The sequence below is a fragment of the Paraburkholderia tuberum STM678 genome (assembly GCF_902833905.1).
In the GTDB taxonomy this organism is placed as follows: Bacteria; Pseudomonadota; Gammaproteobacteria; order Burkholderiales; family Burkholderiaceae; genus Paraburkholderia; species Paraburkholderia tuberum.
Genome location: NZ_CADFGP010000068.1, coordinates 1 through 22,478, shown reverse-complemented (window position 1 = coordinate 22,478; position 22,478 = coordinate 1). Strand labels below are relative to the sequence as shown.

Genomic DNA, 22,478 nt, shown 5'->3' with positions numbered 1-22,478 from the left:
GGGTGCTCGCATCATGATGAACCGCGCCGCGCAGCTCGTGCTGAAGGTGAACGGCGCTACGCATGTGGTCAGCGCGGCGGCGCAGACACCGCTGCTCTACTTGTTGCGCAATGATCTCGCGCTGAACGGGCCGAAGTTCGGTTGCGGTCTCGGCGAATGCGGCGCCTGCACCGTGCTGCTCGACGGCATGCCGACGCGCGCCTGCGTGACGACCGCCGAAGTTGCGCTGGGCCGCGAGATCACGACGCTCGAAGGGCTCGGCACGCGCACCGCGTTGCATCCGGTGCAGCAGGCGTTCATCGACGAACAGGCCGCGCAATGCGGCTACTGCCTGAACGGCATGATCATGACCGCGAAGGCGCTGCTCGATCGCGATCCGCATCCGAGCGTCGCGACGATCCAGCGCGAGCTGTCGCGCAATCTGTGTCGCTGCGGCACGCATGTCGAGATCGTGCGCGCGGTGCAGCGCGCGGCGCAATTGCTCGACGCGCAAACGGACGTGGACGACGGAGCGCGCGTATGACCGGGCCGGACTTCAGCGTCGATCGTCGTGGCGCGACGCCGTCGCGCAAGCAGTTGTACGACGCGCACAGCGTGCTGCTCGTCGCGCGGCCGCCGCATGCACCGGTCAAGGCCGCGCGCGGCCAGCCGGGTTCGCGTTCTTCGTTCGTGCCGACCGAGGCGGATCTGTTTCTGGTCGTGCGAGACGATGGCAGCGTGGTCGCGTTCAACGGTCATGTGGATCTTGGCACCGGCATCGGCACCGCGCTCGCGCAGATCGTCGCGGAAGAACTCGATGTGCCGTTGACGCGTGTGTCGATCGTGCTCGGCCATACCGGCGAAGCGCCGAACCAGGGGCCGACGATCGCGAGCGCGACGATCCAGATTTCGGCGGTGCCGCTGCGGCAGGCGGCGGCGCAAGCGCGTCAGTATCTGGTCGCGCAAGCGGCCGCGCGCCTGAATGTAGACGCGAACGATCTCGACGTGCAGGACGGCCGCGTGTTTCCACGAGATGGCGACCCGGCGCAGGGCATTCACTATGGCGAGCTGATCAAAGGCCAGCGTGTCGAACTGCTGCTGTCGAACGATGCACCTTTGAAACCGCCGCACGCGTATCGCGTCGTCGGTAAAAGCGCGCCGCGTGTCGACATTCCCGCGAAGGCGACCGGTGAGCTGAACTTCGTGCACGACGTGCGCGTGCCCGGCATGCTGCATGGACGCGTGGTGCGGCCGCCTTATGCAGGCGTCGCGCAGGGTGAGTTCATCGGGCATAGCCTGCTGGAAGTGAACGAAGCGGCGATTCGCGATTTGCCTGGCATCGTCAAGGTGGTCGTGATTCGCGATTTCGTCGGTATCGTCGCCGAGCGTGAGGAGATTGCGCAACAGGCGGCGCAGCGGCTCGACGTGCGCTGGAAAACGGTCGATGGCCTGCCGCCGCTCGACACGAGCGAGCAGGTCGAAGCGGCGTTGCGCGCGAATCCGGCGACGCGGCGCGATCTGGTGATCGAAGGCGACGTGGATGCGGCGCTCGCGCAAGACCCGTCGCGCACGTTGGAACGCACTTACGTGTGGCCGTTCCAGATGCACGCATCGATCGGCCCGTCGTGCGCGGTCGCGGACTATCGCAACGGAGACGGCAACGACACGCAGCTGAAAGTCTGGTCCGGCACGCAGAACCCGCATTCGCTGCGCGCCGACCTCGCGTTATTGCTGACACTCGACGAAGCTCGCATCGACATCGTGCGGATGGATGCCGCGGGCTGCTACGGACGCAATTGCGCGGACGACGTCGCCGCCGACGCCGCGCTGCTGTCGCGCGCGGTCGGCGCGCCGGTGCGCGTGCAGCTCTCGCGCGAGGACGAACACGCGTGGGAACCGAAGGGCGCCGCGCAACTGATGGACGTACGCGGCGCGCTCACCGCCGAAGGCGAACTGGCCGCCTACGACTTTGCGACGCGCTATCCGTCGAACGACGCCCCCACGCTCGCCCTGCTGCTGACCGGCACCATTCCCGCGCAGCCGCAGGTGTTCGAGATGGGCGACCGCACGGCCGTACCGCCGTACGACTATCGCAGCATGCGCATCGTCTGCGACGACACGCCGCCGATCGTGCGCGCCGCGTGGCTGCGCGGTGTGTCCGCGTTGCCGAACACGTTCGCGCACGAGTCGTTCATCGACGAACTGGCCGAGCAGGCCGGCGTCGATCCGGTCGAATTCCGCCTCAGGCATCTGACCGATCCGCGCGCGATCGACCTCGTCAAGGAGGTCGCGGCGAAAGCCGGGTGGGAACCGCGCGAACCCGCGTTCAAAACGCGCGACGAGGACGACGAAGACGGCAATATCGCGCGCGGCCGCGGCATCGCGTACGCGCGCTACGTGCACAGCAAATTCCCGGGGTTCGGCGCGGCATGGTCCGCGTGGGTCGCCGACGTCGAAGTCGATCGCAACAGCGGCGAACTGGCGGTCACGCGCGTCGTGGTCGGCCAGGACACCGGCACGATGGTCAATCCGGATGGCGTGCGTCACCAGATTCACGGCAACGTGATCCAGACGACGAGCCGCGCGCTGAAGGAGCAGGTCAGTTTCGACGACAACGCGGTGACGAGCCAGGAGTGGGGCGCATATCCGATCCTGACGTTCCGCGAAGTGCCGGTGATCGACGTCGTGATGATGCCGCGCCACGGCGAGCCGCCGATGGGCGCCGGCGAGTCGGCGTCGCTGCCCGGCGCGGCCGCCATCGCCAATGCGCTGTACGACGCGACGGGGGTGCGTTTCCGTCGCCCGCCGTTCACGCCGGAAAAGATCCGCGCCGCGCTCGCCGACGCGCAGGCGCAAGACGCGGCGGCGGCGCGCAGGAAAAAGCGCCGGCGGCGCGGCTTTTTCGGCTTGTTGGCCGCGGGCGCGGTCGGCTGGCTTGGCGCGCTGTCGTTCGCCTCGGGTTCCTGCGCGCCGCTTGCGCCGATCACGCCGCCGCTTGCAAGCGCGTTTGCGCCGGAACTGGTCGCGCGCGGCAAGCTGCTCGCGTCGCTCGGCAATTGCGCGGTTTGCCATACCGCCCACAACGGCGTGCCGAACGCCGGCGGCAAGCCGCTCGCGACCCCGTTCGGCATCGTCTACAGCACCAACCTCACGCCCGACGGCCAGACCGGGATCGGCCACTGGTCGCTCGAAGCGTTCGTGCGCGCGATGCGGCACGGCATCAGCCGCGACGGTCATCGGCTGTATCCGGCGTTTCCGTACACGTCGTTCCAGAACATTTCCGATGACGATCTGCACGCGCTCTACGCGTATCTGATGTCGCAAACGCCGGTGCGCAGCCGGCCGCCCGAAACGAAGCTCGCGTTTCCTTTCAGCGTGCGTCCGCTGATGACTGCATGGAACGGCCTGTTTCTCGGCCGCACTGCGCTTACCGCCAACCCCGCGCAGAGCGCGCAATGGAATCGCGGCGCGTATCTGGTGAATGGCCTTGGCCATTGCAGCGCGTGCCACACGCCGCGCAACGTGTTCGGCGCCGAGAAAACCGGCGCGGCGTTCATGGGCGGAGGCCGCGCCGAGGGCTGGGAAGCGCCCGCGCTGTCGGCGTTGTCGAATGCGCCGGTGCCGTGGAGCGAGGACGAACTGTTCCACTATCTGCGCGACGGTCACGCGCCGTTGCACGGCGTCGCGGCCGGGCCGATGGCGCCGGTGATCGGCGATCTGGCGGCGCTGCCCGACAGCGATATCCGCGCGATGGCCGTCTATCTCGCGTCGCTCAATCCGCTGGAGCCGAACGCCGATCCGGCCGCGACCGCGCGCGAATACGAACAGGCCAGCGCGATGACGGGCGCGCCGGTCACGGCGGGTGCGCGGCTTTTCGACGGCGCGTGCGCCGCGTGCCATCACGCTGGCAGCGGACCTCAGTTGTTCGGCGCACATCCGTCGCTTGCGCTGAACACGAACCTGCACGGCGCGGCGCCGGACAACCTGATTCGCGTGATTCTCGACGGCATCGGCTCGCCTGCGCGGCCCGAACTCGGTACGATGCCGGCTTACCGCGACAGTTTCAACGACGCCCAGGTCGCCGAGCTCGTGTCGTTCCTGCGCGCGCAGTTCGCGGGCGGCAAGCCGGCATGGCAGCACGTCGCCGCGAACGTGGCCAGAATCCGCGCGGAACCGCGCGAGCAATGAGCCGCCAGCCGTCGTCCGAAGGTGCGCAGGTCCACGCGCTTGCACGTCCTCACGTACGCATGTCTGACTAAAACCACCATTCCTTCTGATAACGGAGAAACGCATGACCACGCGCGCAGGATGGATCTCTCGCCTCATGGTGTCGACCGTGTGCTCGTTTGCCGCGCTCGGCGCGAGCGCACAGCAGACCATCAAGATCGGTGAGATCAATAGCTACAAGGCGCAGCCCGCCTTTCTCGGGCCTTACAAGCAAGGCTGGAATCTCGCACTCGAGCAGGTGAACGCGGCGGGCGGCGTGCTCGGCAAGCAGCTCGAAGTTATTTCGCGCGACGACAACGGCAACCCCGGCGACACGATCCGCGTCGCCCAGGAACTGATCGCGCGCGAGCAGGTGCAGGTGCTGTTCGGCGGCTTCCTGTCGAACACCGGCCTCGCGCTCGCCGACTTCGCGAAGCAGAAGAAGATCTTCTTCCTCGCGGCCGAACCGCTGACCGACAAGATCGTCTGGGCCGACGGCAACAAATACACGTACCGTCTGCGTCCTTCGACCTACATGCAGGTCGCGATGCTGGTGCCCGAGGCCGCGAAGCTGAAGAAGAAGCGCTGGGCGATCGTGTATCCGAACTACGAGTACGGGCAATCGGCGGTGGCGACCTTCAAGAAGCTGCTGACGGCCGCGCAGCCGGACGTGCAGTTCGTCGTCGAACAGGCGACGCCGCTCGGCAACGTCGACGCGGGCGCCGTGACCCAGGCGATCGCCGACGCGAAGCCCGACGCGATCTTCAACGTGCTGTTCGGCGCCGACCTCGGCAAGTTCGTGCGCGAGGGCAATACGCGCGGGCTCTTCAAGGATCGCGCGGTGGTGTCGCTGCTGACCGGCGAGCCCGACTACCTCGATCCGCTCGGCGCCGAAGCGCCGACCGGCTGGATCGTGACCGGCTACCCGTGGTATTCGATCGATACGGCCGCGAACAAGCAGTTCGTCGACACGTATCAGGCGAAATATCACGACTATCCGCGGCTGGGCTCGGTGGTCGGCTATTCGGCGCTGATGTCGATCGCGGACGGCATCAAGAAGGCGGGTTCGACCGATCCGGACAAACTCGCCGCCGCGTTCAAGGGGCTCAACGTGCAGACGCCCTTCGGCCCGATCATGTACCGCGCGCAGGACAATCAGTCGACGATGGGCGCGTATGTCGGCGTGACCGGCGTGAAGGACGGCAAGGGTGTGATGACGTCGTACCGCTATGTGGATGGCGCGAGCGTGCAGCCATCGGACGCCGAGGTGAAGAAACTGCGCCCGGCGGATTGAGGACGTGGCGCGCGGCGGTCCGTCGTGACTGCCGCACAATGGCCGCGCGAGTGTTGGTGAAAGCACGTTCGCAGCGGCTTTTGCCACGAGCGGGCGGCTTTGAAAACGGCGGTTGCCGTCGGCGAAACCTACTCTTCCGCGTCGTGCTCCGTGACGAAGCGCTTCAGATAAGCGAGCACGGCCGCTTCCATCGCGCGATGATCGGCGGTGTTTTTCGAGCCCGCGTTTTCTTCATCGCCGAACAGTGTGGACGGCGCGTTGTGCACGTCCACTTCCTGTCCCTCGCGGAACACGCGAATTTCGTGGACGTCTTCGACGTACTCGGCGATCCAGTGCACGCCCTCGATATGTGTGCCAGCGCGAACCGTAACTATCTTCATGGCTGTCTCCATGCAAGGCGGCCGATTTGAGTTAGCGCTTCGGCGCTTACTCCCGTCCCATGTCCACCACCATACGCCGTCCCGCCGACGCACGCGAGTCCCGCCGCGCAACCGCCGCCGGAGCATGGCGCGGATGGGCGCTCCGGCACGCTCGTTGCTAAATGATAGGGACTCACCCACAACCGGAGAACCGTCATGCCAGAGCAGAAAACCTTGAAGCGTGCCGCGGCCGATAAACGCGCCGGCAAATCAGCGAGTACTCAAGCGGGAGAGTTCGTCAAGGAACAGGTGGACAAGGTCCGCGCCGGCAAGCACGGCGTGCGCTCGCCGAAGCAGGCGATCGCGATCGGGCTGTCCGAGGCGCGGCGCGCGGGCGTCGACCTAAAGCCGCCGAAGAAGGGCGCCACGAGCGAGGCGACCCGCAAGAAAGCGCAGAAGGACAGCGCGGCGGGCAAGCACGAAGGCGCTGCGAAGAAGAGTGCGAGCAAGGAGTCGAGCGCGAAACGCTCGCGTGTGTCGGAGAGCGTGCTCAAGCGCGAGAGCAAGGCCGGGGCGTCGTCGGCGGCGATGTCGAAGCAGGCGAAGTCGGCGGCGGCCAAGCGGCCAGCCGCGAGCCGCTCGGCCGCAGCCAAAAAGGCTGCTGCGACGAAGGGCGCGGCTGGCCGCTCCGCTGCCGCGAAAAAGGCCGCGCAAACGCGGGCGTCGCGCGCGCATCACTGAGCTTGCGGCTCGCAAAGCGGCAGCAATAAAAAAGAGCGGCGCACGCATGCGCGTGCCGCCGCTCTTTCGTCGTCGCCTGGTGGCGCGCTTGCGGGCCTTCTTACTGCACCGTCGCCAGCACCTCGCCAACGGTGCGGAAGAGCCGCGCGATCTGCTCTTCGTCGATGATCAGCGGCGGGGAGAACGCGAGGATGTCGCCGGTGAAACGGATCAGCACGCCTGCCTCGAAGCATTTGACGAACGCCTCGTAGGCGCGCGCGCCCGGCGCGCCGTCGCGCGATTCGAGCTCGATGCCCGCGACGAGGCCGAGATTGCGCACGTCCTTCACGTGCTTCGCGTCGCGCAGTCCATGCGCGGCGGCTTCGAACGTCGGCGCGAGGCTGGCCGCGCGCTCGAACAACTGGTCGCGGCGGTACAGATCGAGCGTCGCGATCGCGGCCGCGGCAGCCGCCGGATGCGCCGAGTAGGTGTAGCCGTGGAACAGTTCGATCGCGCCCGGCGCGCCGCTACCCACGACCGTGTCGTGGATCGTGCGGCTCGCCGCGACCGCGCCCATCGGAATCGACGCGTTGTTGATCGCCTTCGCCAGCGTGATCAGGTCCGGCGTGACGCCGAAGTGTTCGCTCGCGGTCGCCTTGCCGAGGCGGCCAAAGCCCGTGATCACCTCGTCGAAGATCAGCAGGATGCCGTGCTTCGTGCAGATCTCGCGCAGCTTTTGCAGATAGCCTTGCGGCGGCACCAGCACGCCGGTCGAGCCGGCCACCGGTTCGACGATCACCGCGGCGATCGTCGAAGCGTCGTGCAGCGCGACGATGCGCTCCAGCTCCTCGGCCAGATGCGCGCCCCATGCGGGCTGGCCCTTCGAGAACGCGTTGTGTTCGAGGTTGTGCGTGTGCGGCAGATGATCGACCGCCGGCAACAGCGCCCCCGAAAAGGTCTTGCGATTCGGCGCGATACCGCCGACCGAAATCCCGCCGAAACCGACGCCGTGATAGCCGCGCTCGCGGCCGATCAGACGCGTGCGCTGGCCTTCGCCGCGCGCGCGATGGTAGGCGAGCGCGATTTTCAGCGCGGTGTCGACCGATTCGGAGCCCGAGTTCGTGAAGAAGATGCGATCGAGCCCTTCCGGCATCAGCTCGGCAACCTTCTTCGCCGCTTCGAACGCAAGCGGGTGGCCCATCTGGAAGGTCGGCGCGAAGTCGAGCGTCGACAGCTGCTGCGTGATCGCGGCGACGATTTCATCGCGGCCATGGCCGGCGTTCACGCACCACAGCCCGGCGCAACCGTCGAGAATCTCGCGCCCGTCGGTGCTTCGGTAGTACATGCCCTTCGCCGATTCCAGCAGGCGCGGCGCGGCCTTGAACTGGCGATTGGCGGTGAAGGGCATCCAGAAGGACGACAGATCGTCGATGACGGGGCGCGAAGTCATGGCATCTCCTCGAAGTGGCGCGGTTGGGGCTTTAAACGTAGCCAAACTGTAGCCCTCGCGGTTTAATGGCGGCATAAACAGTTGACCAAGTGTGGTGTCAACTGTGCTGGTGGATTCGCGCGAACTGTTCCGGTAGGCGGGCGGTCCGCGGTCCGTCTTTTTGCCCCTCGTTTTTCGCCCGAAACATGATCGAACTGGACCTTCAACGCGACCGGCGCGCGGCGCCGACGCTCGTCGAACAGGTCGTGCAGAGCTTCGCGCGCGCGATCGACTCGCAATCGCTGCGCGCGGGCGCGCTGCTGCCATCGGTGCGGCAGCTTGCCCAAAGCCACGCGCTGAGCACCTTCACCGTGACCGAGGCGTACAACCGCCTGGTGTCGATGGGGCTCGTGGTCGCGCGGCGCGGCTCCGGCTATAGGGTTGCGGCGCGCTCGTCGTCCACGCGGGCGGCCGTCGCCGACTGGACGCCGCCGAGCCTGACCGCGACGTGGCTGCTGTCCGACGTGTTCGCCGATCACTCGGTGCCGATCAAGGCGGGCTGCGGCTGGCTGCCGAGCGAATGGACCAACGAGAGCGGCCTGCAGCACTCGCTGCGCGCGCTGAGCCGGGTGCCGGCCGCGCGGCTCGGCGACTATGGCCATCCGTACGGCTTCGCGCCGCTGCGCGAGCGCATCGCCGAACAACTCGACCGGCGTGGGCTGCCCGTCGACGTCGCGAACGTGCTGCTCACGCAGGGCGCGACGCAGGGGCTCGATCTGATCGTGCGCACGCTGCTGCGCGCGGGCGATGCGGTGATCGTCGAAGATCCCGGCTACTGCAATCTGCTGCAGATCCTGAAGCTCGCCGGGCTGGTCGTGCATGGCGTGCCGCGCACGCCGGCCGGCGTCGATACGGACGTTCTCGCAACGCTGGTCGCGCGGCACAAGCCGAAGGCGATCTTCGTCAACACCACGCTCCAGAATCCCACCGGCGCGACCTTCGGCATGTCGGCCGCGTTCCGCTTGCTGCAGATCGCCGAGCGCGAGCGCATCTGGGTGATCGAGGACGACGTGAGCCGCGAACTCGCGCCGGCCGGCGCGCCGCTACTGGCGGCGATGGAAGGCTTGCAGCGCGTGTTGCACGTCGGCGGCTTTTCGAAGACGGTGACGCCGTCGCTGCGCTGCGGCTATGTGGTGGCGGAGCAGGCGGTGCTGCGCGAACTCGCGCGCACGAAGATGGCGGTGGGGCTGACGTCGTCGGAAACGATCGAGCGGATCGTCGACAAGGTGCTGGTGGAAGGGCGTTACGCGCGCCACGTCGAGATGGTCAACGAACGGCTCAAGCTCGCGCACGTCGCACTCGAAGAACGGCTGGACGCGCTCGGGCTCGAGGTGTTTCACCGGCCGCGCGCGGGACTCTTCATGCTGGCGCGTCTGCCGATCGAAGCGGAGCGCGCCGCCGAGGTCGCGACCGCCGCGCTCGCGCACGGCATCTGGCTCGCACCGGGCTCCTACTTCCGTCCCGACGACGCGCCGAGCGCGTGGTTCCGCTTCAACGCGCCGTATTCGAGCGACGACGCGTTGTGGCGCTTCATCGAGCGGGTCGGGCAGGGGGCGTGGTAGACGCGGCGGCGCGCGTCGAAAGCTCAGCCGCCGTGCCCGATCAGCTTCAGCGCGATCGGGTACAGCGACGCGACCAGCAGCAGCGCCATCGCGATGTTGAAGACGCGCAGCCGCTTCGGGTTCGACAGCACCTCGCGCATCGCGGTGCCGAAACCGGCCCACACGCAAATGCACGGAAAGCCGATCACATAGAACACCGCAGCCATCGCGACGGCGTTCATGCCGAAGCTGTTGCTCAGGTGAATCGTCGTCGCGGCGGTCAGCACCATCATCCACGCCTTCGGATTGACCCACTGAAACGCGATCGCCTCATGAAAGCGCATCGGGCGACGCTCGCCGTTCCTGAGCTTCAGTTCGCCCGACGTGCCGATTTTGCACGCCAGATACAGCAGATAAGCGACGCTGACGACTTCGAGCACCGTATACAGCACGGGGAAATGCACGAACGCCTCGCCGAGGCCGATGCCGACCGACAACATCAACAGCACCACGCCGACGCTGATGCCGGACAGATGGGGCAGCGTGCGGCGAAAGCCGAAATTGACGCCCGACGCGAGCAGCATCGTGTTGTTCGGACCGGGCGTGATCGAGGTGACGAGCGCGAACAGGATGCCGGCGGGCAGCGCGCTGAGAGTGACGAAAGACATGGGGGCTCCGGTGTCGCCAACAGAAAACGGTGAGGCTCATTCTAGCGACAGGGGCCGGTACAGTACCTGTACGGTTTTGAAAATGATGTCCGGTACGGATCGATGATGACTTGATTGGCCGGAAAGCGTCGCCACGCGGCGTTTCAACACTCGGTAGTTAACATATGTTGCATTTATTTTTTTAATGGCAACATATGTAGACGGCTGGCGCAGCAGCCCGCCATCCATCAGGAACCTGCTGCACGATTGGAGATACCCATGAAAGTGATGAATTGGTCCACTGTTGCCATGCTCGTGGCGGCAACGTTGGCGAGTCCGGGCGCGTTTGCGCAGGACGCGACGTCCACGCTCGCGAAGATCCAGCGAAGCGGCGTGATCGCGATTGGCCATCGCGAGACGTCGGTGCCGTTCTCGTACGTCGACGCGAACAACGAGGTGGTCGGCTTTTCGCAGGACCTGTGCAACAAGGTCATCGATGCGGTCAAGGCGAAAACAAAGCGTCCGGACCTCAAGGTGCGCTTCATCCCGGTCACCTCGCAGAATCGCATTCCGCTCGTGCAGAACGGCACGGTCGATCTCGAATGCGGCGTGACGACCAATCTCGCGGCGCGCCAAAGCCAGGTGGCGTTCGCCGACACGTTCTTCGTCGCGACGACGCGTCTTCTGACGCGCAAGGACTCGGGCATCAAGGACTTTCCGGATCTCGCCGGCAAGACGGTCGTGACGAATCAGGGCACGACGTCCGAGCGCATCCTGCGCAAGATGAACGAGGACAAGAAGATGAACATGCAGATCATCAGCGCGAAAGATTACGGCGAAGGGCGTCTCACGCTCGAAAGCGGCCGCGCCGTCGCGTACATGATGGATGACGTGTTGCTTGCCGGCACGCGCACGCTGACCGCGAAGCCGTCGGACTGGATCATCACCGGCACGCCGCAATCGTCGGAAGCGTATGGCTTCATGTTGCGCCGCGACGATCCGGAGTTCAGAAAGCTCGTCGACGACACGCTCGAACAGGTGATGAAAGGACCGGAAATCCACACGATGTACGACCGATGGTTCATCAAGCCGGTGCCGCCGAAGAACATCAGCTTCGACTTTCCGATGAGCGATTCGCTGAAACAGCTTTACGCGCAGCCGAACGACAAGGCGCTCGAATAACGGCTTTGGCCGCTATTGTGCGTAGGAATGGTTTCTAGTGGCAGTCTTTTGCTCTTTCCTCTATACCTGGCTATAGGCGGCGCGTTTCGGTTGAACGTCGCCTATAGCGGGAACGGAGGTGCAAAGTGAAGAGGCCGATGGAATCTTCGCGGCGCGGACGGATTTTCCCCAGTGGAATTCTTCGTGCTGCGCTGGCGGTGGCAAGCGGCGTATTCATGGTGTCCGCAAACGCCGACGCACAAACGCGCGCGATTACGATCGTATCGGGTACCTATGGCGAGAATTGCGGCGCGCCGCGCGGCAACCTGACTCGTGAGCTCGAGCGTCATTGCAACGGACGGGAAACTTGCGATTACGCGCTGCCCGGCCTGCACAAAGGCGGCACGACGATGGCATGCCCACGCGACTTCCACGCCGAATGGCATTGCGACCACGCGGACTTCCACACGGCGGCGCTGGGTCCCGGCGCGAAATCGGGCGACACGCTCGTGCTGGGTTGCGTCGAGTCGCGTGGCGCGGGCAAATAGCTCCATGCGCGAATAAAAAGGCCGAGGCCCTAACGGGTCTCGGCCTTTGATTTTTGCTGCGGTCTTTTTAGCTGGCTTTACGAACCGGCGCGAACCGGCGCGAAGCGCCGCTTGCTGAGCGACGGCCCGATACGACGGAACCGTTCCCGTTTGTGTTCTTCTTCGAAGTGCGCGAGCGACGGCTTGACCAGATCGCTGCGCGACAGGATCCCCATCAGACGCATGCTGTTGCGATCGGCGACCACCGGCAGGCGTTCGAGCCCCAGCACGGCGAGCCGCGTCGCCACCAGCCGGCAGGTTTCGGATGACAAGGCAAACGCGGTGTTGTGTTGCGCGAACACGTCGGCGAGCGTCATCGCGCGCTTGCGTTCCGTGTCCTCGGCGCAGAAGCGTTCGAGCAACATGCGGTCGGCCACGCCGATCACCGCGCCGTCGCGCACCACCGGATACGCGCGGCGCAACTGGTTCGCGCCGAACAGCGTCTGCAGCGTTGCGCCGACCGTCGTGGCGGCATCGACCGATTCGACCGAGGCGGTCATCACTTCGTCGACATAGTGGCGCTCGAGCGGATCGACGCCGTACTCGCGATAGATGTGATAGCCGCGTCGCGCGATTTTCTCGGTCATGATCGAGCGCCGCATCACGACCGTGCAGAAGCCGTGCGCGATCAGCGTTGCCGTCAGTAGCGGCAACAGCGCGTTGGCGTCGTGCGTGAGGCCGAACGCGAACACGATGGCCGTCAGCGGCGCGCCGAGCGTGGCACCAAGCGTCGCGGCCATGCAGACGAGCGGCCACAACGCCGGTTCGCTGCCCGGGAGCCAATGCGCGAGCACCGTGCCGAGTCCGGCACCGAGCATCAGGAGCGGTGCGAGCACACCGCCCGACGTGCCCGAGCCGAGCGCGATGACCCACATCACCGCCTTCACGGCGAGCAGCAAAAGGGCGACCTGCACCGCAATGTGCTGATGCAGCAGATCGCCGATCACGTCGTAACCGACGCCGAACGCGCGCGGTTCGAGCCAGCCGCCAATGCCGACGACGATGCCGCCGAGCGCTGGCCACCACATCCAGTGGATCGGCAGCTTGCCGAACAGGTCTTCCACCTTGTAGAGCGCGGCGGACAGGCCGGACGCCAGCGCGCCCGACAACCCGCCCGCGACCGCGCACGACAGCAGCGACCAGCCATCGGGCGCGGCAGTCTGTAGCGGAAACAGCGGACCTGTACCGAAGAAAATCACGCGGGCGAAGCCAGCGACCGCGCACGCCACCGCGACTGGCAGGAAGCTGCGCGGCCGCCATTCGAACAGCAGCAGTTCGACCGCGAGCAGCACGGCCGCGAGCGGCGTGCCGAACACCGCGGTCATGCCGGCCGCCGCGCCCGCTACGAGCAGCGTCTTGCGTTCCGCCGACGTGACCTTCACGCACTGCGCGATCAGCGAGCCGAGCGCGCCGCCGGTCATGATGATCGGGCCTTCCGCGCCGAACGGCCCGCCGCTGCCGATCACGATGCCTGACGACAACGGCTTGAGCACCGCCACTTTCGGCGACATCTTGCTCTTGCCGAACAGGATCGCCTCGATCGCCTCGGGAATGCCGTGGCCGCGAATCTTTTCGGAGCCGAAGCGCGCCATCAGCCCGACGATCAAACCACCGATCACCGGCACGCCGATCACCCAAATGCCAAGCGTATTGGTGGCGGGCGAGCGGTCGACGAACGACAGCGTGCCGAAGAAAAACAGATTGGTGAACAGGCGAATCAGGTTCAGCAGAACAAAGGCGGCAATCGTGCTGACGAAGCCGATGCCTGCGGCGAGCGCGAAGATGCCGGGCAGCCGTGCATTCGCCGCGAAGTCGCGTTTGTGGGAATCCATGCGCATGGTTAGTCGAGGTCGATCCGTGGAACCTGGAAGGAGCCTTCGAGCGATCTCAATTCGGCGCGATGCAGTTCCGCAAGCCGTTCGAGTACCCGTTCTCCCGCTCTTTCGAGGTGTACTTCAACCTGGCGGCGATCGGTCTCGCTGACCTGGCGGCGCACGAGATTCAGTGCCTCGCAGCGCGATACCAGCGCGACGACGCCATGATGTTGCGCCTGCAGACGCTCCGCGAGTTCGCCGACGGTCGCCCAGTCGCGCTCCGGATAGCCCTTGATGTGCAGCAACAACAGGTATTGCAACGGCGTGATGCCCTCGCTTTGCGCGGCCTGCTCGGAGAAGCGCTCGAAGCGCCGCATCTGATAGCGAAACTGCGACAACTGCTCGAAATCGCTCTTAACGAGCTTGCGAGTCCGTACTTTCATGGCAAATCCGCCAATGTGAAGAAAACCGAAAATATATCACGTCATGATGTACTTGGGCGAATTGCGGCCGTCGCAACGGCATCGCGCGGCAGGTCTCCTCGGTCTTTTAGTTGAAAATCAGGCCGCCTCGCGGGCTCGGGTGGCGGTTTGCCGATACAGGCCGGAGATCAGGTCCATCTGCGTGATCATGCCGACCACGCGGCCCGCGCGATCGAGCACCGGGATGTGGTGATGGCCGAAGTTCGCGAACATCGGCACCCGTTCCGTGATCGGATCGGTGGCGGCGACGGTGCAGACGTCGGTGGTCATCACGCTGCCGACGTCCGACGTCCGACGTGCGAAGCGCATCGCCGCGCAGCCAGCCATCGAAGTAGTTGAGGATCGGACCGAGCGCCGGTGTCGATGTCGAGCAGTTCGTCACGGCGCCCGAGCACGGCTTTGACGTCTTCGCGGAATATTCGCGACAGGTCCGAGCAGCAGATACGTCAGACCGCCGGTGAACGCGATGCCGAGCAGCGCGCCGAAACACGAACGCGCACACTCGTGCCATTTCACGGTGACCGGTGCAGGGAGAAAGCTGGCAAGCCAGCCGAGAGCAGGAGAGCGGGACAAGATAGGAGCAGAAAGTAGTCGATGATGCCGGGCCCGACATTACCGGGAAAACCTGGCAAGGCGAATACAGTCTGGTCATGATTATATGTCAATATGATATAAAAGTTCTCCGCCCCCCCGCGCGGCGCGCGGAATCTGTCGCATCTCGCAGACAGTCGAGAGCACAGCCGACGTGCTTCAGCATGGCCCTTAAATCACCCCTCGGCGCGTTCTTTTTTGTCACGTCGTGATATAAAATGAGAGCAGACGGATTGAGAGGACTGGTTGGCCGTTGCCTGATAGACCGATAAAGGAGCCATCATGATGATCACATTTCAATCGACGGCGTCGCCGGATGTCGTCATGCTCAGGGATCTCGCACAATATCTGCTTGGTCTGATCGGCAAGCGGCTCGGCGCGCGGGGCGTTATCAGCCGCGACGAGCTGCCCCGCGCGATCGATCGGCTCGAAACCGCCATCACCGAAGACGCGGCCGCGGAAACGACCCTCGAAGCATTGCACTGCTCAACCAGTAATCAGCGCGAGTCGCGCAACCGGCTGTCGCAGCGCGCGTGGCCGTTTCTGGACATGATGCGTGCGGCGCGCGCCTCGGACGCAGACATCATCTGGGGGCTGTAGTTCGTCGAGGGAATCGCGATGAAACAACTTGCGTCGTGTCGACGTTTCGCAATCGTCCTGATTTCGGTTTGCGCCGTTCCGCTTGCCTATGCGTTCTCACCCGCGCAGCAGACCGGCCGATACCCGCAGCCGGTGTGCGGCTCTTGCGCCGCATCGTGCGGCACGGGGGTGCGAAGCAGTGTGATCGGCGTGTATGGCGGCACCGTTGTCGACCAGTTGTCCAGCGGAGCGGTGCTGCTCGTGAGATGGCCGAACGGTTCGCCGCACGAGGCATGGACCGCTCGGTCGCATGGCTATGGTTTGCCCGTCGACCCCGCGGCAAACGGTGCTCATGTTTTCTTTTTGTGGCCTGAGTCATAGCGCGGTGTTCCTGACCGGCCGCGCCGAGCAACCGCTATTTCAGGGCAGGGATTCGGTGGCCGCCGAAACTGGCGAATAGTGCCTGTTTGACGGCGTTTCTGTAGGTATTTGCGTGTATCGGTGTCGCGCGGTATATATCACGAACTGACATATAATTAATCAATCACGTGCCGCACGGCGCAAGGAGGTTCTCATGTCGAGCTTCAGGCGCATTCTTCTCTGCTACGACGGAACTCGCGAAGGACAACACGCGTTGAAGGACGGTGCCGCTCTCGCGCAAGACCTGAACGCTGAAGTGCACCTGCTTTCCGTGCTCAACAATACGGCGTGGATGCAGGGCGCGGACATTACGGCCGCGGTGCCGGTCGATTTCATCAACGAATCCGCCAAAACGCTGCTCGACGAGGGCTTACGGAAGCTCGCCGCACGCGGAATTCGCGCGACCGGTCATCTCGCGATCGGCGAACCACTCGATGAGATACCGTTTTTCGCTAACGATCTGAAGGCCGATCTGGTCGTCGTCGGTCATCGTCGCAGTCACGGACTCGCGCGATGGTGGGGTGGCCGGCACGACGGGCTGCTGCTCGATCGCGTGACGTGCAGCGTACTGGTCACGATGGGCGCGGCAACCGATGCGCCGGCCGCAGCCGCAGGCACGGGCGAGACCGCGCGGTCCGCCGAACATTCATGAGCGTTGTTTTGTGTGTTGTGTGTTGAGTTGTGTTGCGTTGGCACGGAGGCACACCATGAAAGACGTCGACGAACAGTTCAATCATCCTCAGCCCGTCAGGCACAGCGATAACGAAAAGAGCAAGCTGCCGCAGCGCGCCGCCGATGCGCAGCGGCCGAAGAAAAAACCCGAAGGCGAGCCGCCGGTCGAGTGACGAGGGGCGGCGCCACGCCGTTCAGTTCGCGCGGAAACACTAAAACGCTGCCAGCCCGAAAGCCTGGCAGCGTTTTAGTCATGCATGCAAACCGCTGGCACAGGCGACCGACATCACGTCAGACAATCAGAAGTCGGTGCTGACCGACAACAGGAACGTACGCGGTGCGCCCTGGGTCAGGTACGTCGTCGCGCCGTAGGCCGACACGGCTGACCAGTACGCCTTGTTCGTCACGTTCTGCACGGTGGCGCGCAACGTCGTCCTCTTGCCGTAGATGGACATCTCGTAACGCGCCCCCAGGTCGAAGCGGTTCCACGACGGGATCGACAGCGTGTTGGCCGCGTTCGCTTCCTGCGCGCCGGTATGGATCCAGCGCGCGTTGACCGCGAGCCCCGGCACCATCGGAATGTCGTAATCGGCGCCCAGATTGAACAGGAAAGTCGGCACGCCCACCGGACGGTTGCCGTCGTAGGTTCCGCCTTGTGTGTTCTCGAGCGTCGCGTCCATCAGCGAAGCGCCGGCCAGCAGACGCAGGCCCTTGAGCGGCTCGCCATGCACTTCGGCTTCGAGACCGCGATGGCGTTCGTTGCCGTTCAGGCCATAGATATGCGTGGCCGGGTCGGTGAACGCCGACGGCTGTTCGATCTGGAAAGCGGCAAACGACGCACCGAGCCTTTCGGTGTCGTACTTGACACCCACTTCCCACTGCTTCGTGCGGACCGGCGTCAGTTGTTGACCGTAGTTCAGCGTGCCCGCCGGCGCGATGCTGCCCGCGGCCAGCGCTTCGCTGCGGTTCGCGAAGATCGACACGTTCTGCGTTGGGCGCAGAACGAGGCCGAACAGCGGCGTCGTGATGCCGTCGCTGTAGTTGCCGCTGCCGATGCCCGTGTTGTCGTAGTTGGCCGTCGCGATCTGCTGGCGACGCGCACCGACCGTGAACATCACCCGGTCATGCAGGAAGCCGAGCGTGTCGGACGCGGACACGCTGCGGATCACCGTGGTGGCCGTCATGCCCGGATCGGCCAGGTTGCCGCCTGACATCGTCGTGGCCGGGTAAGGCGTCTGCACCGTGTTGTAGAGCGAGACCGGGCCCATGAAGGCGTAGGTCCACGCGGAGTTGGTGTTCTCGCTCGTGATGGCGCCGCCCGCCGCAACCAGATGCGACACCGGGCCAGTGTCGAAGCGGCCGCGCACGCCGACTTCGGCGGAGCTCGAATTCTGGTTGTACGGCACGCCGAGACGGGCACCGGTGACGCCGGTCGACGAATAGGTCGGCGAGTAGTACTCACCTTGCTCGACCGTGCGGCGCACACCACCGCTCGCATAAGCGGTCCAGCCCGGCAGGAAGTCGTATTCGGCCTTCAGGATGCCGACGGTGTCTTCGAGGTTCGTGTACGACCAGTTCTGCGCGTAGTTGTACGTTGCCGGCGGCACGGCGGGAATCGCGTCGGTGAAGTAGACGACCGGGCGGCCGTCTCTGACGTGCTCGCGCTGATACAGGAAGTCGCCGGACAGACGCAGCTTGTCGCCGCGCCAGTCGAGCGCGACGGCCGTAGTGTTGTCGCGGCGGTGTTCGCCGTCGACGCTCGTCTCGCCGTCACGATTCGCCTGGTTCACGCGGATCCCGAACTGGCCTTCGCTGCCGAAGCGTCGGCCGACGTCCACGTGCGCGCCGAACTCGCCGGAGCCGCTGGTTGCGAGTGTCACGTTGGTGGTCGGCGTGTCCTCCGCTCTCTTCAGCTGCACGTTCACGCCGCCGCCGATCGCCGAGCCCGTCGGCGAAGCACCGTTCAGGAACGCGTTGGCGCCCTTGAACACGTCGACCCGCTCGACCGCCGCGGTCGAGACCAACTGGCGCGGCGTAACGCCGTACAGACCGTTGATCGAGATGTCGTCGGCATTGAGCTGGAAGCCGCGAATCACGAACACTTCCGAGAAGTTGCCGTAGCCGTACGCGGTTCGCACCGACGGGTCGTTTTCGACCACGTCGGCGAGCGTGCGCGCCTGCTGGTCCTTGATCAGCTTGGCCGTGTAGGTCGTCATGCTGAACGGCATGTCGATGTTGCGCTGCTTGCCGAGCACGCCGTAGTCGGCGCCGCGCGCGACCTGGCCGCCCGCGTATGTCGGCGACAGGTCGCCGGGCAACTCTTCGACGGCGGCCGCCTGAACCTTGATGGCGGGCAGCGTGCCGTCGGCGGCGGGGGCGGAGTCGGTGGATTGAGCGAACGCGCTGGCCGGGACACTGAAAGCGACGGCGATGGCGGCAAGGATGGTGGCGCGATGCAGAGTGGCTTGAGCAGGCGTGGCCTGCGGGCGATTCCAGCGTGAAACGGACATGAATTGGAAAGTAGGCGTGGTCGTCGATCTTCCGTCCCGGGGCGCTAGTTGGAATCCGGGCGGCATTTTTCCTGGTTGCACGCGCGGATGATGCCGTTTATGTAAGCAGTCCAAGCGCGGAACGAAAGGTTCGGCGGAAGTATAGTGCAAATAGGAATCATTCCTATTGTAGAAACGCAACGATTTACAGAACTGATGGCAAGAGGGGATGTTTTCGATGAGGTCGAGCGGCCGCGACGCGCGGGTTTGACGCCGCCGCAGGCGCGGTACAGCGCTTGCTACCCACCCAAAGGTTTACTCGCAGGCCGCCATACATGCCACGAAATCCGACTACCTGTCAGAGGTGGAGCGCCCGAGAGGTCCAGCTATTGCACGGCGTGCCGCGCGTGCTCGTCATCGACGACAACGAGAACGCCGCCGAAGCGCTTGCCACCTGGCTTTCCTACGAGGGTGTCGAGGCGCGCGCCGCGACAGGCTGCACCGCGGCGCTGCACTGCGTGCGCAACTGGGTGCCCGACGTCGTCGTGCTCGACATCATGATGCCGGAGCGCGACGGCTACGAAACGGCGAGCGCGCTGCGCCGCTATCTGCCGACGCACAGCCTCGGCATCGTCGCGTTTACGTCGCTGGACGAGGACCACGTGAGGCAAACCGGCCGCGAGCGCCACAACTTCGACGGTTATTGCCAGAAGGGCACGGCGCCGGCCACGCTGCTCGCACTGCTGCGAGGGTTGTGGCGCAACTAGCGAGGGGGCGCGCGTCGATAAAAAAACGCGGCGGCGTGGACATCGCTCCACACCGCCGCGCTTTTCAACCGCGCTCTTTAGTCGGACCCGCAACCCGCCGCGCTCAACCGCTCAGCTCTTTCGCGCGGTCTGCATCCAGCCGGCTTGCACGCCGAACTGCGCGATCTGTTTCGCGACTGCATCGGCGAGGCGCTTTGCATCGTCCGACACGCCCGCGCGCTTCGTTTCGGTCACGCCGTGCAGGCCCGCGCCGGCCGCTGCCGCGGTCGCGACGGTGCCGGCCGCCGCGCCGACCCCGGCGGTTTCGACCATGCCGGGCATCTTGCCGCTGTCCGCGTTGGCCGTGAAGCTCTGCACGACACGCGGCGTGCCGCCCGCGGGTTGGTAGACGATCCGCACCGCGCTGCTCACCTCGCTCTTGCCCGCGCCCAAGCCGATCAGCGTGCGGCGGCGGCGATTGCCGGCGTCGATCGTCTCGAAGCTGCCCTGCACGAGCAGCACGTTCTGGCCGGCGGGCACCGGCGCGTCGGTGCGCACCGCGTGCAGTCCCATCGCCTGCAGCTGATGGACGATCTCGTCGGCGACCTGCTCGCGCACCTGGGCGGCATCGGCAACCTGCTTCTGCGCGTCCGACGAGCCCGACATCTGCGTCTTCAGTTTTTGCAGCATGCCGCCGTTGTCGAGCTTGACCTGCTGCGGATCGGCATCGAACGTGTAGACGTAGATCGTGTCCGGATGCATTGTCGATTGCGTGCCTGCGTCGGCCGTCGCGGACGTGCTCGTCGCGCTCAGATTCGTGACGCTGGCGCCGGCGCAGCCGCTCAGCAGCGCGCCGCCGCACACGAATGCCATGCAGGTGAAACGGGCGGCGTTCTTTTTGATGAAGTTCACTGAAGTCAACATGATGATCCTGTGGTCGGCACGCGGTGCCAGTCTGTTCGAGTCCATCGCCGATGATCGGGCAACCGTGGGATCGTCGATCATCGGCGAAGGGATTCGCACGTGAAGCCTTTCGATCTCATGCGTCTGTGATTCGTCACGCACCGGCAGCGAACGAAGTATGGGTGAGCGGCTCGCCGAACTCCATTCAACAATTATTTCGAGCGATGTCACGGCGAAACGAAGAAGAGCGCGCGGACGTCGAGCCGCCGATCAGCTCAAAGCGAGCTTGACGATGCAGCACAGGACGAAAACTAGCAGGGCGGCGGCAATGGCCATGTCCAGCGGATAGCGCATTCCTTCACCCTGCCCTGACGTTGCGGAGCTCCTATCGTAATCACCTGACGGAAGATGAAAAGCATCAGTGAAGCGCCAATGTGGGACAGGCAACGTAGCCGCGGAAAGCCGCGCGGGGCGGGGCGGCAGGAGCGCTTCCACCCATCGGCGAGATGCGGCGATGGAGCGGTCGCTCGAACGCGCTCGCATGCTCCGGCGCAAAGATAAAGCGCCACGTGGCGCGGCGCTTTATTCGCAATTCGCGATGAGAATTTATTGCGGTTGTGCCGCTGGCTGACCCGGCGGCGTGCCATGCGGCGCCTTGTTCGCCGCCACGAGATCTTCGGCGGGACTCGTGCGTAGCGTCGCGATCGCCTGCTCGGGATTGGCGGGCTTCAGCTGCTCGCTCGCGAGCGAGTCGTACACGTAGTGACGCAGCATCGGGTCCTGGGTCTTGTTCAGCACGTCGCGGTAGACAGCGACAATCTCGCCTTCATGACCGTTTAGCGCGTACAGACGGCGCAGTTGTTCAAGATCATTGATCACCGCGAAAGCTGGGCTCGGATGACCCATCATCGGACCATGCCCCGGCGGCCCGTCGCCGCGCGGGCCGCCGTCGTGCATAGCGGCGCGCGGCTTAGCGGCGCAGACCCCGAAGCGACGCACGTTGCCGTGAACCGGTTTTCGCCAGGGTGAGTCCGCTGGCGCAACCCAGCCGGATAGCGCATGATTGCTCCGATGTGCCGTGCGACCCCAAAAGCACCTTGCTGTGGCGGCACGCGCGGCACACGCAGCCGCCGGCGTCGGCGTCGCGCCTGGTGCGGGCGACGCAGAGGCGATGAGTCTTCAACCGCAAGGAGGATTTCGCATGGACCGACCCGATGCAGCCAATCCGTTTGGCGATCTAACCAAAATGCTGGAGCAGTTCAAGCTCCCCGGATTCGACGTGCCCGCCATCATGGAAGCGCGCCGAAAGGACATGGAAGCGCTGGTTCAGGCGAATCAGACAGCATTCCAGGGGATGCAGTCGCTCGCGCAGAAACAGGCCGACATGCTGCGCACCACGCTGGGCGAGCTACAGGCGCTGACTGTGCAGCTCACGGCGGCCGGCACCGCGCCGTCGAGCAAAACCGCGGAGCTGATCCAGCAGAGCCTGCACAAATCGCTCGCCGACATGCAACAGCTCGCACAAGCCGCGTATCAGACCCAGGCGGAATCGTATGGGGTGATCGCGAAACGCGTCGAGGAGAACGTGCAGGAGTTGAAGTCGCTTCTTCAGCAACCGAAGAAGTAGCGCACGCCGCGAGTTCCGGACGATCTATGACGCGGAGGGCCGCCAGGCCCTCCGCTTTTTTTGGTGCGCCAGGCATGGCGCGTAGCGCCGTGACTGGCGCTGTCCGACCCGCTGTGGTGGCGAGCCGGATGACTTGGGGGTGAAAGTCCTCTGCACACCCGGCAAGGGGAAG

Annotated in this window: 20 protein-coding genes and 1 pseudogene; 12 read left to right on the top strand and 9 right to left on the bottom strand. The window is 65.2% G+C overall.

Features of this window, described 5'->3' with window-relative positions; all coding sequences use genetic code 11:
* Positions 1 to 16: 16 nt before the first annotated feature.
* From HWY30_RS35095 to HWY30_RS35085, 3 genes are all read left to right on the top strand, one after another.
* The gene (locus HWY30_RS35095) at positions 17 to 523 is read left to right on the top strand and encodes a (2Fe-2S)-binding protein (RefSeq protein WP_090807233.1); all 507 of its coding nucleotides are present in this window, start codon (positions 17 to 19) and stop codon (positions 521 to 523) included.
* Entirely contained in the window at positions 520 to 4,167 is a 3,648-nt protein-coding gene (locus HWY30_RS35090; protein WP_090807231.1) for a molybdopterin cofactor-binding domain-containing protein, read from the top strand. Before HWY30_RS35095 ends, HWY30_RS35090 begins: the two co-directional genes overlap by 4 nt.
* Positions 4,168 to 4,270: 103 nt before the next feature.
* Positions 4,271 to 5,479, top strand: coding sequence for an ABC transporter substrate-binding protein (locus tag HWY30_RS35085; RefSeq protein WP_090807229.1), 1,209 nt, complete (start codon positions 4,271 to 4,273; stop codon positions 5,477 to 5,479).
* Between the two features lie 128 nt (positions 5,480 to 5,607).
* Here HWY30_RS35085 and HWY30_RS35080 read toward each other — a convergent pair whose 3' ends face one another.
* Positions 5,608 to 5,859: a hypothetical protein gene (locus HWY30_RS35080; protein WP_018423554.1), complete on the bottom strand. Its 252-nt coding sequence runs from the start codon at positions 5,857 to 5,859 to the stop codon at positions 5,608 to 5,610.
* Positions 5,860 to 6,054: 195 nt separating this feature from the next.
* On the opposite strand from HWY30_RS35080, the gene HWY30_RS35075 reads away from it, so the two are divergent.
* Positions 6,055 to 6,579, top strand: a complete 525-nt coding sequence (locus HWY30_RS35075; protein ID WP_090807227.1) for a DUF6496 domain-containing protein — start codon at positions 6,055 to 6,057, stop codon at positions 6,577 to 6,579.
* Positions 6,580 to 6,679: 100 nt separating this feature from the next.
* On the opposite strand, the gene aptA is transcribed toward HWY30_RS35075, so the two are convergent.
* On the bottom strand, positions 6,680 to 8,008 hold the full coding sequence (gene aptA / locus HWY30_RS35070; protein ID WP_090807225.1) for an omega-aminotransferase AptA: 1,329 nt from the start codon (positions 8,006 to 8,008) through the stop codon (positions 6,680 to 6,682).
* A 185-nt stretch (positions 8,009 to 8,193) separates the two neighbouring features.
* Between aptA and HWY30_RS35065 the strand changes: the two genes are divergently transcribed.
* Positions 8,194 to 9,609: an aminotransferase-like domain-containing protein gene (locus HWY30_RS35065; RefSeq protein ID WP_090807223.1), complete on the top strand. Its 1,416-nt coding sequence runs from the start codon at positions 8,194 to 8,196 to the stop codon at positions 9,607 to 9,609.
* Between the two features lie 23 nt (positions 9,610 to 9,632).
* On the opposite strand, the gene HWY30_RS35060 is transcribed toward HWY30_RS35065, so the two are convergent.
* On the bottom strand, positions 9,633 to 10,256 hold the full coding sequence (locus HWY30_RS35060; protein ID WP_090807221.1) for a LysE family translocator: 624 nt from the start codon (positions 10,254 to 10,256) through the stop codon (positions 9,633 to 9,635).
* 258 nt (positions 10,257 to 10,514) lie between these two features.
* Here HWY30_RS35060 and HWY30_RS35055 point away from each other — a divergent pair, with 258 nt between their 5' ends.
* A complete protein-coding gene (locus HWY30_RS35055; protein WP_090807219.1) occupies positions 10,515 to 11,417 on the top strand; it encodes a glutamate/aspartate ABC transporter substrate-binding protein in 903 nt (300 codons plus the stop codon).
* A 215-nt stretch (positions 11,418 to 11,632) separates the two neighbouring features.
* Positions 11,633 to 11,944: a hypothetical protein gene (locus tag HWY30_RS35050; protein ID WP_244145126.1), complete on the top strand. Its 312-nt coding sequence runs from the start codon at positions 11,633 to 11,635 to the stop codon at positions 11,942 to 11,944.
* Between the two features lie 77 nt (positions 11,945 to 12,021).
* Here HWY30_RS35050 and HWY30_RS35045 read toward each other — a convergent pair whose 3' ends face one another.
* The 3 genes and pseudogenes from HWY30_RS35045 to HWY30_RS35035 all read right to left on the bottom strand — a co-directional run.
* Positions 12,022 to 13,821, bottom strand: coding sequence for a chloride channel protein (locus tag HWY30_RS35045; RefSeq protein ID WP_090807214.1), 1,800 nt, complete (start codon positions 13,819 to 13,821; stop codon positions 12,022 to 12,024).
* A 2-nt stretch (positions 13,822 to 13,823) separates the two neighbouring features.
* On the bottom strand, positions 13,824 to 14,240 hold the full coding sequence (locus HWY30_RS35040; RefSeq protein ID WP_090807212.1) for a MarR family winged helix-turn-helix transcriptional regulator: 417 nt from the start codon (positions 14,238 to 14,240) through the stop codon (positions 13,824 to 13,826).
* 117 nt (positions 14,241 to 14,357) lie between these two features.
* Positions 14,358 to 14,625: pseudogene (locus HWY30_RS35035) on the bottom strand (CBS domain-containing protein); the annotation flags it as partial.
* Between the two features lie 527 nt (positions 14,626 to 15,152).
* On the opposite strand from HWY30_RS35035, the gene HWY30_RS35030 reads away from it, so the two are divergent.
* The 3 genes from HWY30_RS35030 to HWY30_RS35020 all read left to right on the top strand — a co-directional run bounded on the left by HWY30_RS35030 (position 15,153) and on the right by HWY30_RS35020 (position 16,714).
* Complete coding sequence (locus tag HWY30_RS35030) at positions 15,153 to 15,470, top strand: DUF1840 domain-containing protein (RefSeq protein ID WP_090807209.1); 318 nt, start codon at positions 15,153 to 15,155, stop codon at positions 15,468 to 15,470.
* A 553-nt stretch (positions 15,471 to 16,023) separates the two neighbouring features.
* Positions 16,024 to 16,521 (top strand): universal stress protein, encoded by a 498-nt coding sequence (locus HWY30_RS35025; RefSeq protein WP_090807204.1) that lies wholly within the window; start codon positions 16,024 to 16,026, stop codon positions 16,519 to 16,521.
* 55 nt (positions 16,522 to 16,576) lie between these two features.
* On the top strand, positions 16,577 to 16,714 hold the full coding sequence (locus HWY30_RS35020) for a hypothetical protein (RefSeq protein ID WP_167368721.1): 138 nt from the start codon (positions 16,577 to 16,579) through the stop codon (positions 16,712 to 16,714).
* A 126-nt stretch (positions 16,715 to 16,840) separates the two neighbouring features.
* On the opposite strand, the gene HWY30_RS35015 is transcribed toward HWY30_RS35020, so the two are convergent.
* A complete protein-coding gene (locus tag HWY30_RS35015; RefSeq protein ID WP_090807202.1) occupies positions 16,841 to 19,051 on the bottom strand; it encodes a TonB-dependent receptor in 2,211 nt (736 codons plus the stop codon).
* A 314-nt stretch (positions 19,052 to 19,365) separates the two neighbouring features.
* On the opposite strand from HWY30_RS35015, the gene HWY30_RS35010 reads away from it, so the two are divergent.
* Positions 19,366 to 19,797: a response regulator gene (locus HWY30_RS35010; RefSeq protein WP_090807200.1), complete on the top strand. Its 432-nt coding sequence runs from the start codon at positions 19,366 to 19,368 to the stop codon at positions 19,795 to 19,797.
* A 111-nt stretch (positions 19,798 to 19,908) separates the two neighbouring features.
* Here the strand turns inward: HWY30_RS35010 and HWY30_RS35005 are convergent, their stop codons facing one another.
* On the bottom strand, positions 19,909 to 20,700 hold the full coding sequence (locus tag HWY30_RS35005) for a DUF4410 domain-containing protein (protein ID WP_090807198.1): 792 nt from the start codon (positions 20,698 to 20,700) through the stop codon (positions 19,909 to 19,911).
* Between the two features lie 585 nt (positions 20,701 to 21,285).
* Positions 21,286 to 21,636, bottom strand: a complete 351-nt coding sequence (locus HWY30_RS35000; RefSeq protein WP_425199423.1) for a hypothetical protein — start codon at positions 21,634 to 21,636, stop codon at positions 21,286 to 21,288.
* A 244-nt stretch (positions 21,637 to 21,880) separates the two neighbouring features.
* Here HWY30_RS35000 and HWY30_RS34995 point away from each other — a divergent pair, with 244 nt between their 5' ends.
* Positions 21,881 to 22,306, top strand: coding sequence for a phasin family protein (locus tag HWY30_RS34995; RefSeq protein WP_090807197.1), 426 nt, complete (start codon positions 21,881 to 21,883; stop codon positions 22,304 to 22,306).
* The last annotated feature ends 172 nt before the right edge of the window (positions 22,307 to 22,478 follow it).

Coding starts and splice junctions, on each gene's coding strand:
- HWY30_RS35095 (WP_090807233.1), top strand. CDS start 17: ATGAACCGCGCCGCGCAGCTCGTGCTGAAGGTGAACGGCGCTACGCAT.
- HWY30_RS35090 (WP_090807231.1), top strand. CDS start 520: ATGACCGGGCCGGACTTCAGCGTCGATCGTCGTGGCGCGACGCCGTCG.
- HWY30_RS35085 (WP_090807229.1), top strand. CDS start 4,271: ATGACCACGCGCGCAGGATGGATCTCTCGCCTCATGGTGTCGACCGTG.
- HWY30_RS35080 (WP_018423554.1), bottom strand. CDS start 5,859: ATGAAGATAGTTACGGTTCGCGCTGGCACACATATCGAGGGCGTGCAC.
- HWY30_RS35075 (WP_090807227.1), top strand. CDS start 6,055: ATGCCAGAGCAGAAAACCTTGAAGCGTGCCGCGGCCGATAAACGCGCC.
- aptA (WP_090807225.1), bottom strand. CDS start 8,008: ATGACTTCGCGCCCCGTCATCGACGATCTGTCGTCCTTCTGGATGCCC.
- HWY30_RS35065 (WP_090807223.1), top strand. CDS start 8,194: ATGATCGAACTGGACCTTCAACGCGACCGGCGCGCGGCGCCGACGCTC.
- HWY30_RS35060 (WP_090807221.1), bottom strand. CDS start 10,256: ATGTCTTTCGTCACTCTCAGCGCGCTGCCCGCCGGCATCCTGTTCGCG.
- HWY30_RS35055 (WP_090807219.1), top strand. CDS start 10,515: ATGAAAGTGATGAATTGGTCCACTGTTGCCATGCTCGTGGCGGCAACG.
- HWY30_RS35050 (WP_244145126.1), top strand. CDS start 11,633: ATGGTGTCCGCAAACGCCGACGCACAAACGCGCGCGATTACGATCGTA.
- HWY30_RS35045 (WP_090807214.1), bottom strand. CDS start 13,821: ATGCGCATGGATTCCCACAAACGCGACTTCGCGGCGAATGCACGGCTG.
- HWY30_RS35040 (WP_090807212.1), bottom strand. CDS start 14,240: ATGAAAGTACGGACTCGCAAGCTCGTTAAGAGCGATTTCGAGCAGTTG.
- HWY30_RS35030 (WP_090807209.1), top strand. CDS start 15,153: ATGATGATCACATTTCAATCGACGGCGTCGCCGGATGTCGTCATGCTC.
- HWY30_RS35025 (WP_090807204.1), top strand. CDS start 16,024: ATGTCGAGCTTCAGGCGCATTCTTCTCTGCTACGACGGAACTCGCGAA.
- HWY30_RS35020 (WP_167368721.1), top strand. CDS start 16,577: ATGAAAGACGTCGACGAACAGTTCAATCATCCTCAGCCCGTCAGGCAC.
- HWY30_RS35015 (WP_090807202.1), bottom strand. CDS start 19,051: ATGTCCGTTTCACGCTGGAATCGCCCGCAGGCCACGCCTGCTCAAGCC.
- HWY30_RS35010 (WP_090807200.1), top strand. CDS start 19,366: ATGCCACGAAATCCGACTACCTGTCAGAGGTGGAGCGCCCGAGAGGTC.
- HWY30_RS35005 (WP_090807198.1), bottom strand. CDS start 20,700: ATGTTGACTTCAGTGAACTTCATCAAAAAGAACGCCGCCCGTTTCACC.
- HWY30_RS35000 (WP_425199423.1), bottom strand. CDS start 21,636: ATGCACGACGGCGGCCCGCGCGGCGACGGGCCGCCGGGGCATGGTCCG.
- HWY30_RS34995 (WP_090807197.1), top strand. CDS start 21,881: ATGGACCGACCCGATGCAGCCAATCCGTTTGGCGATCTAACCAAAATG.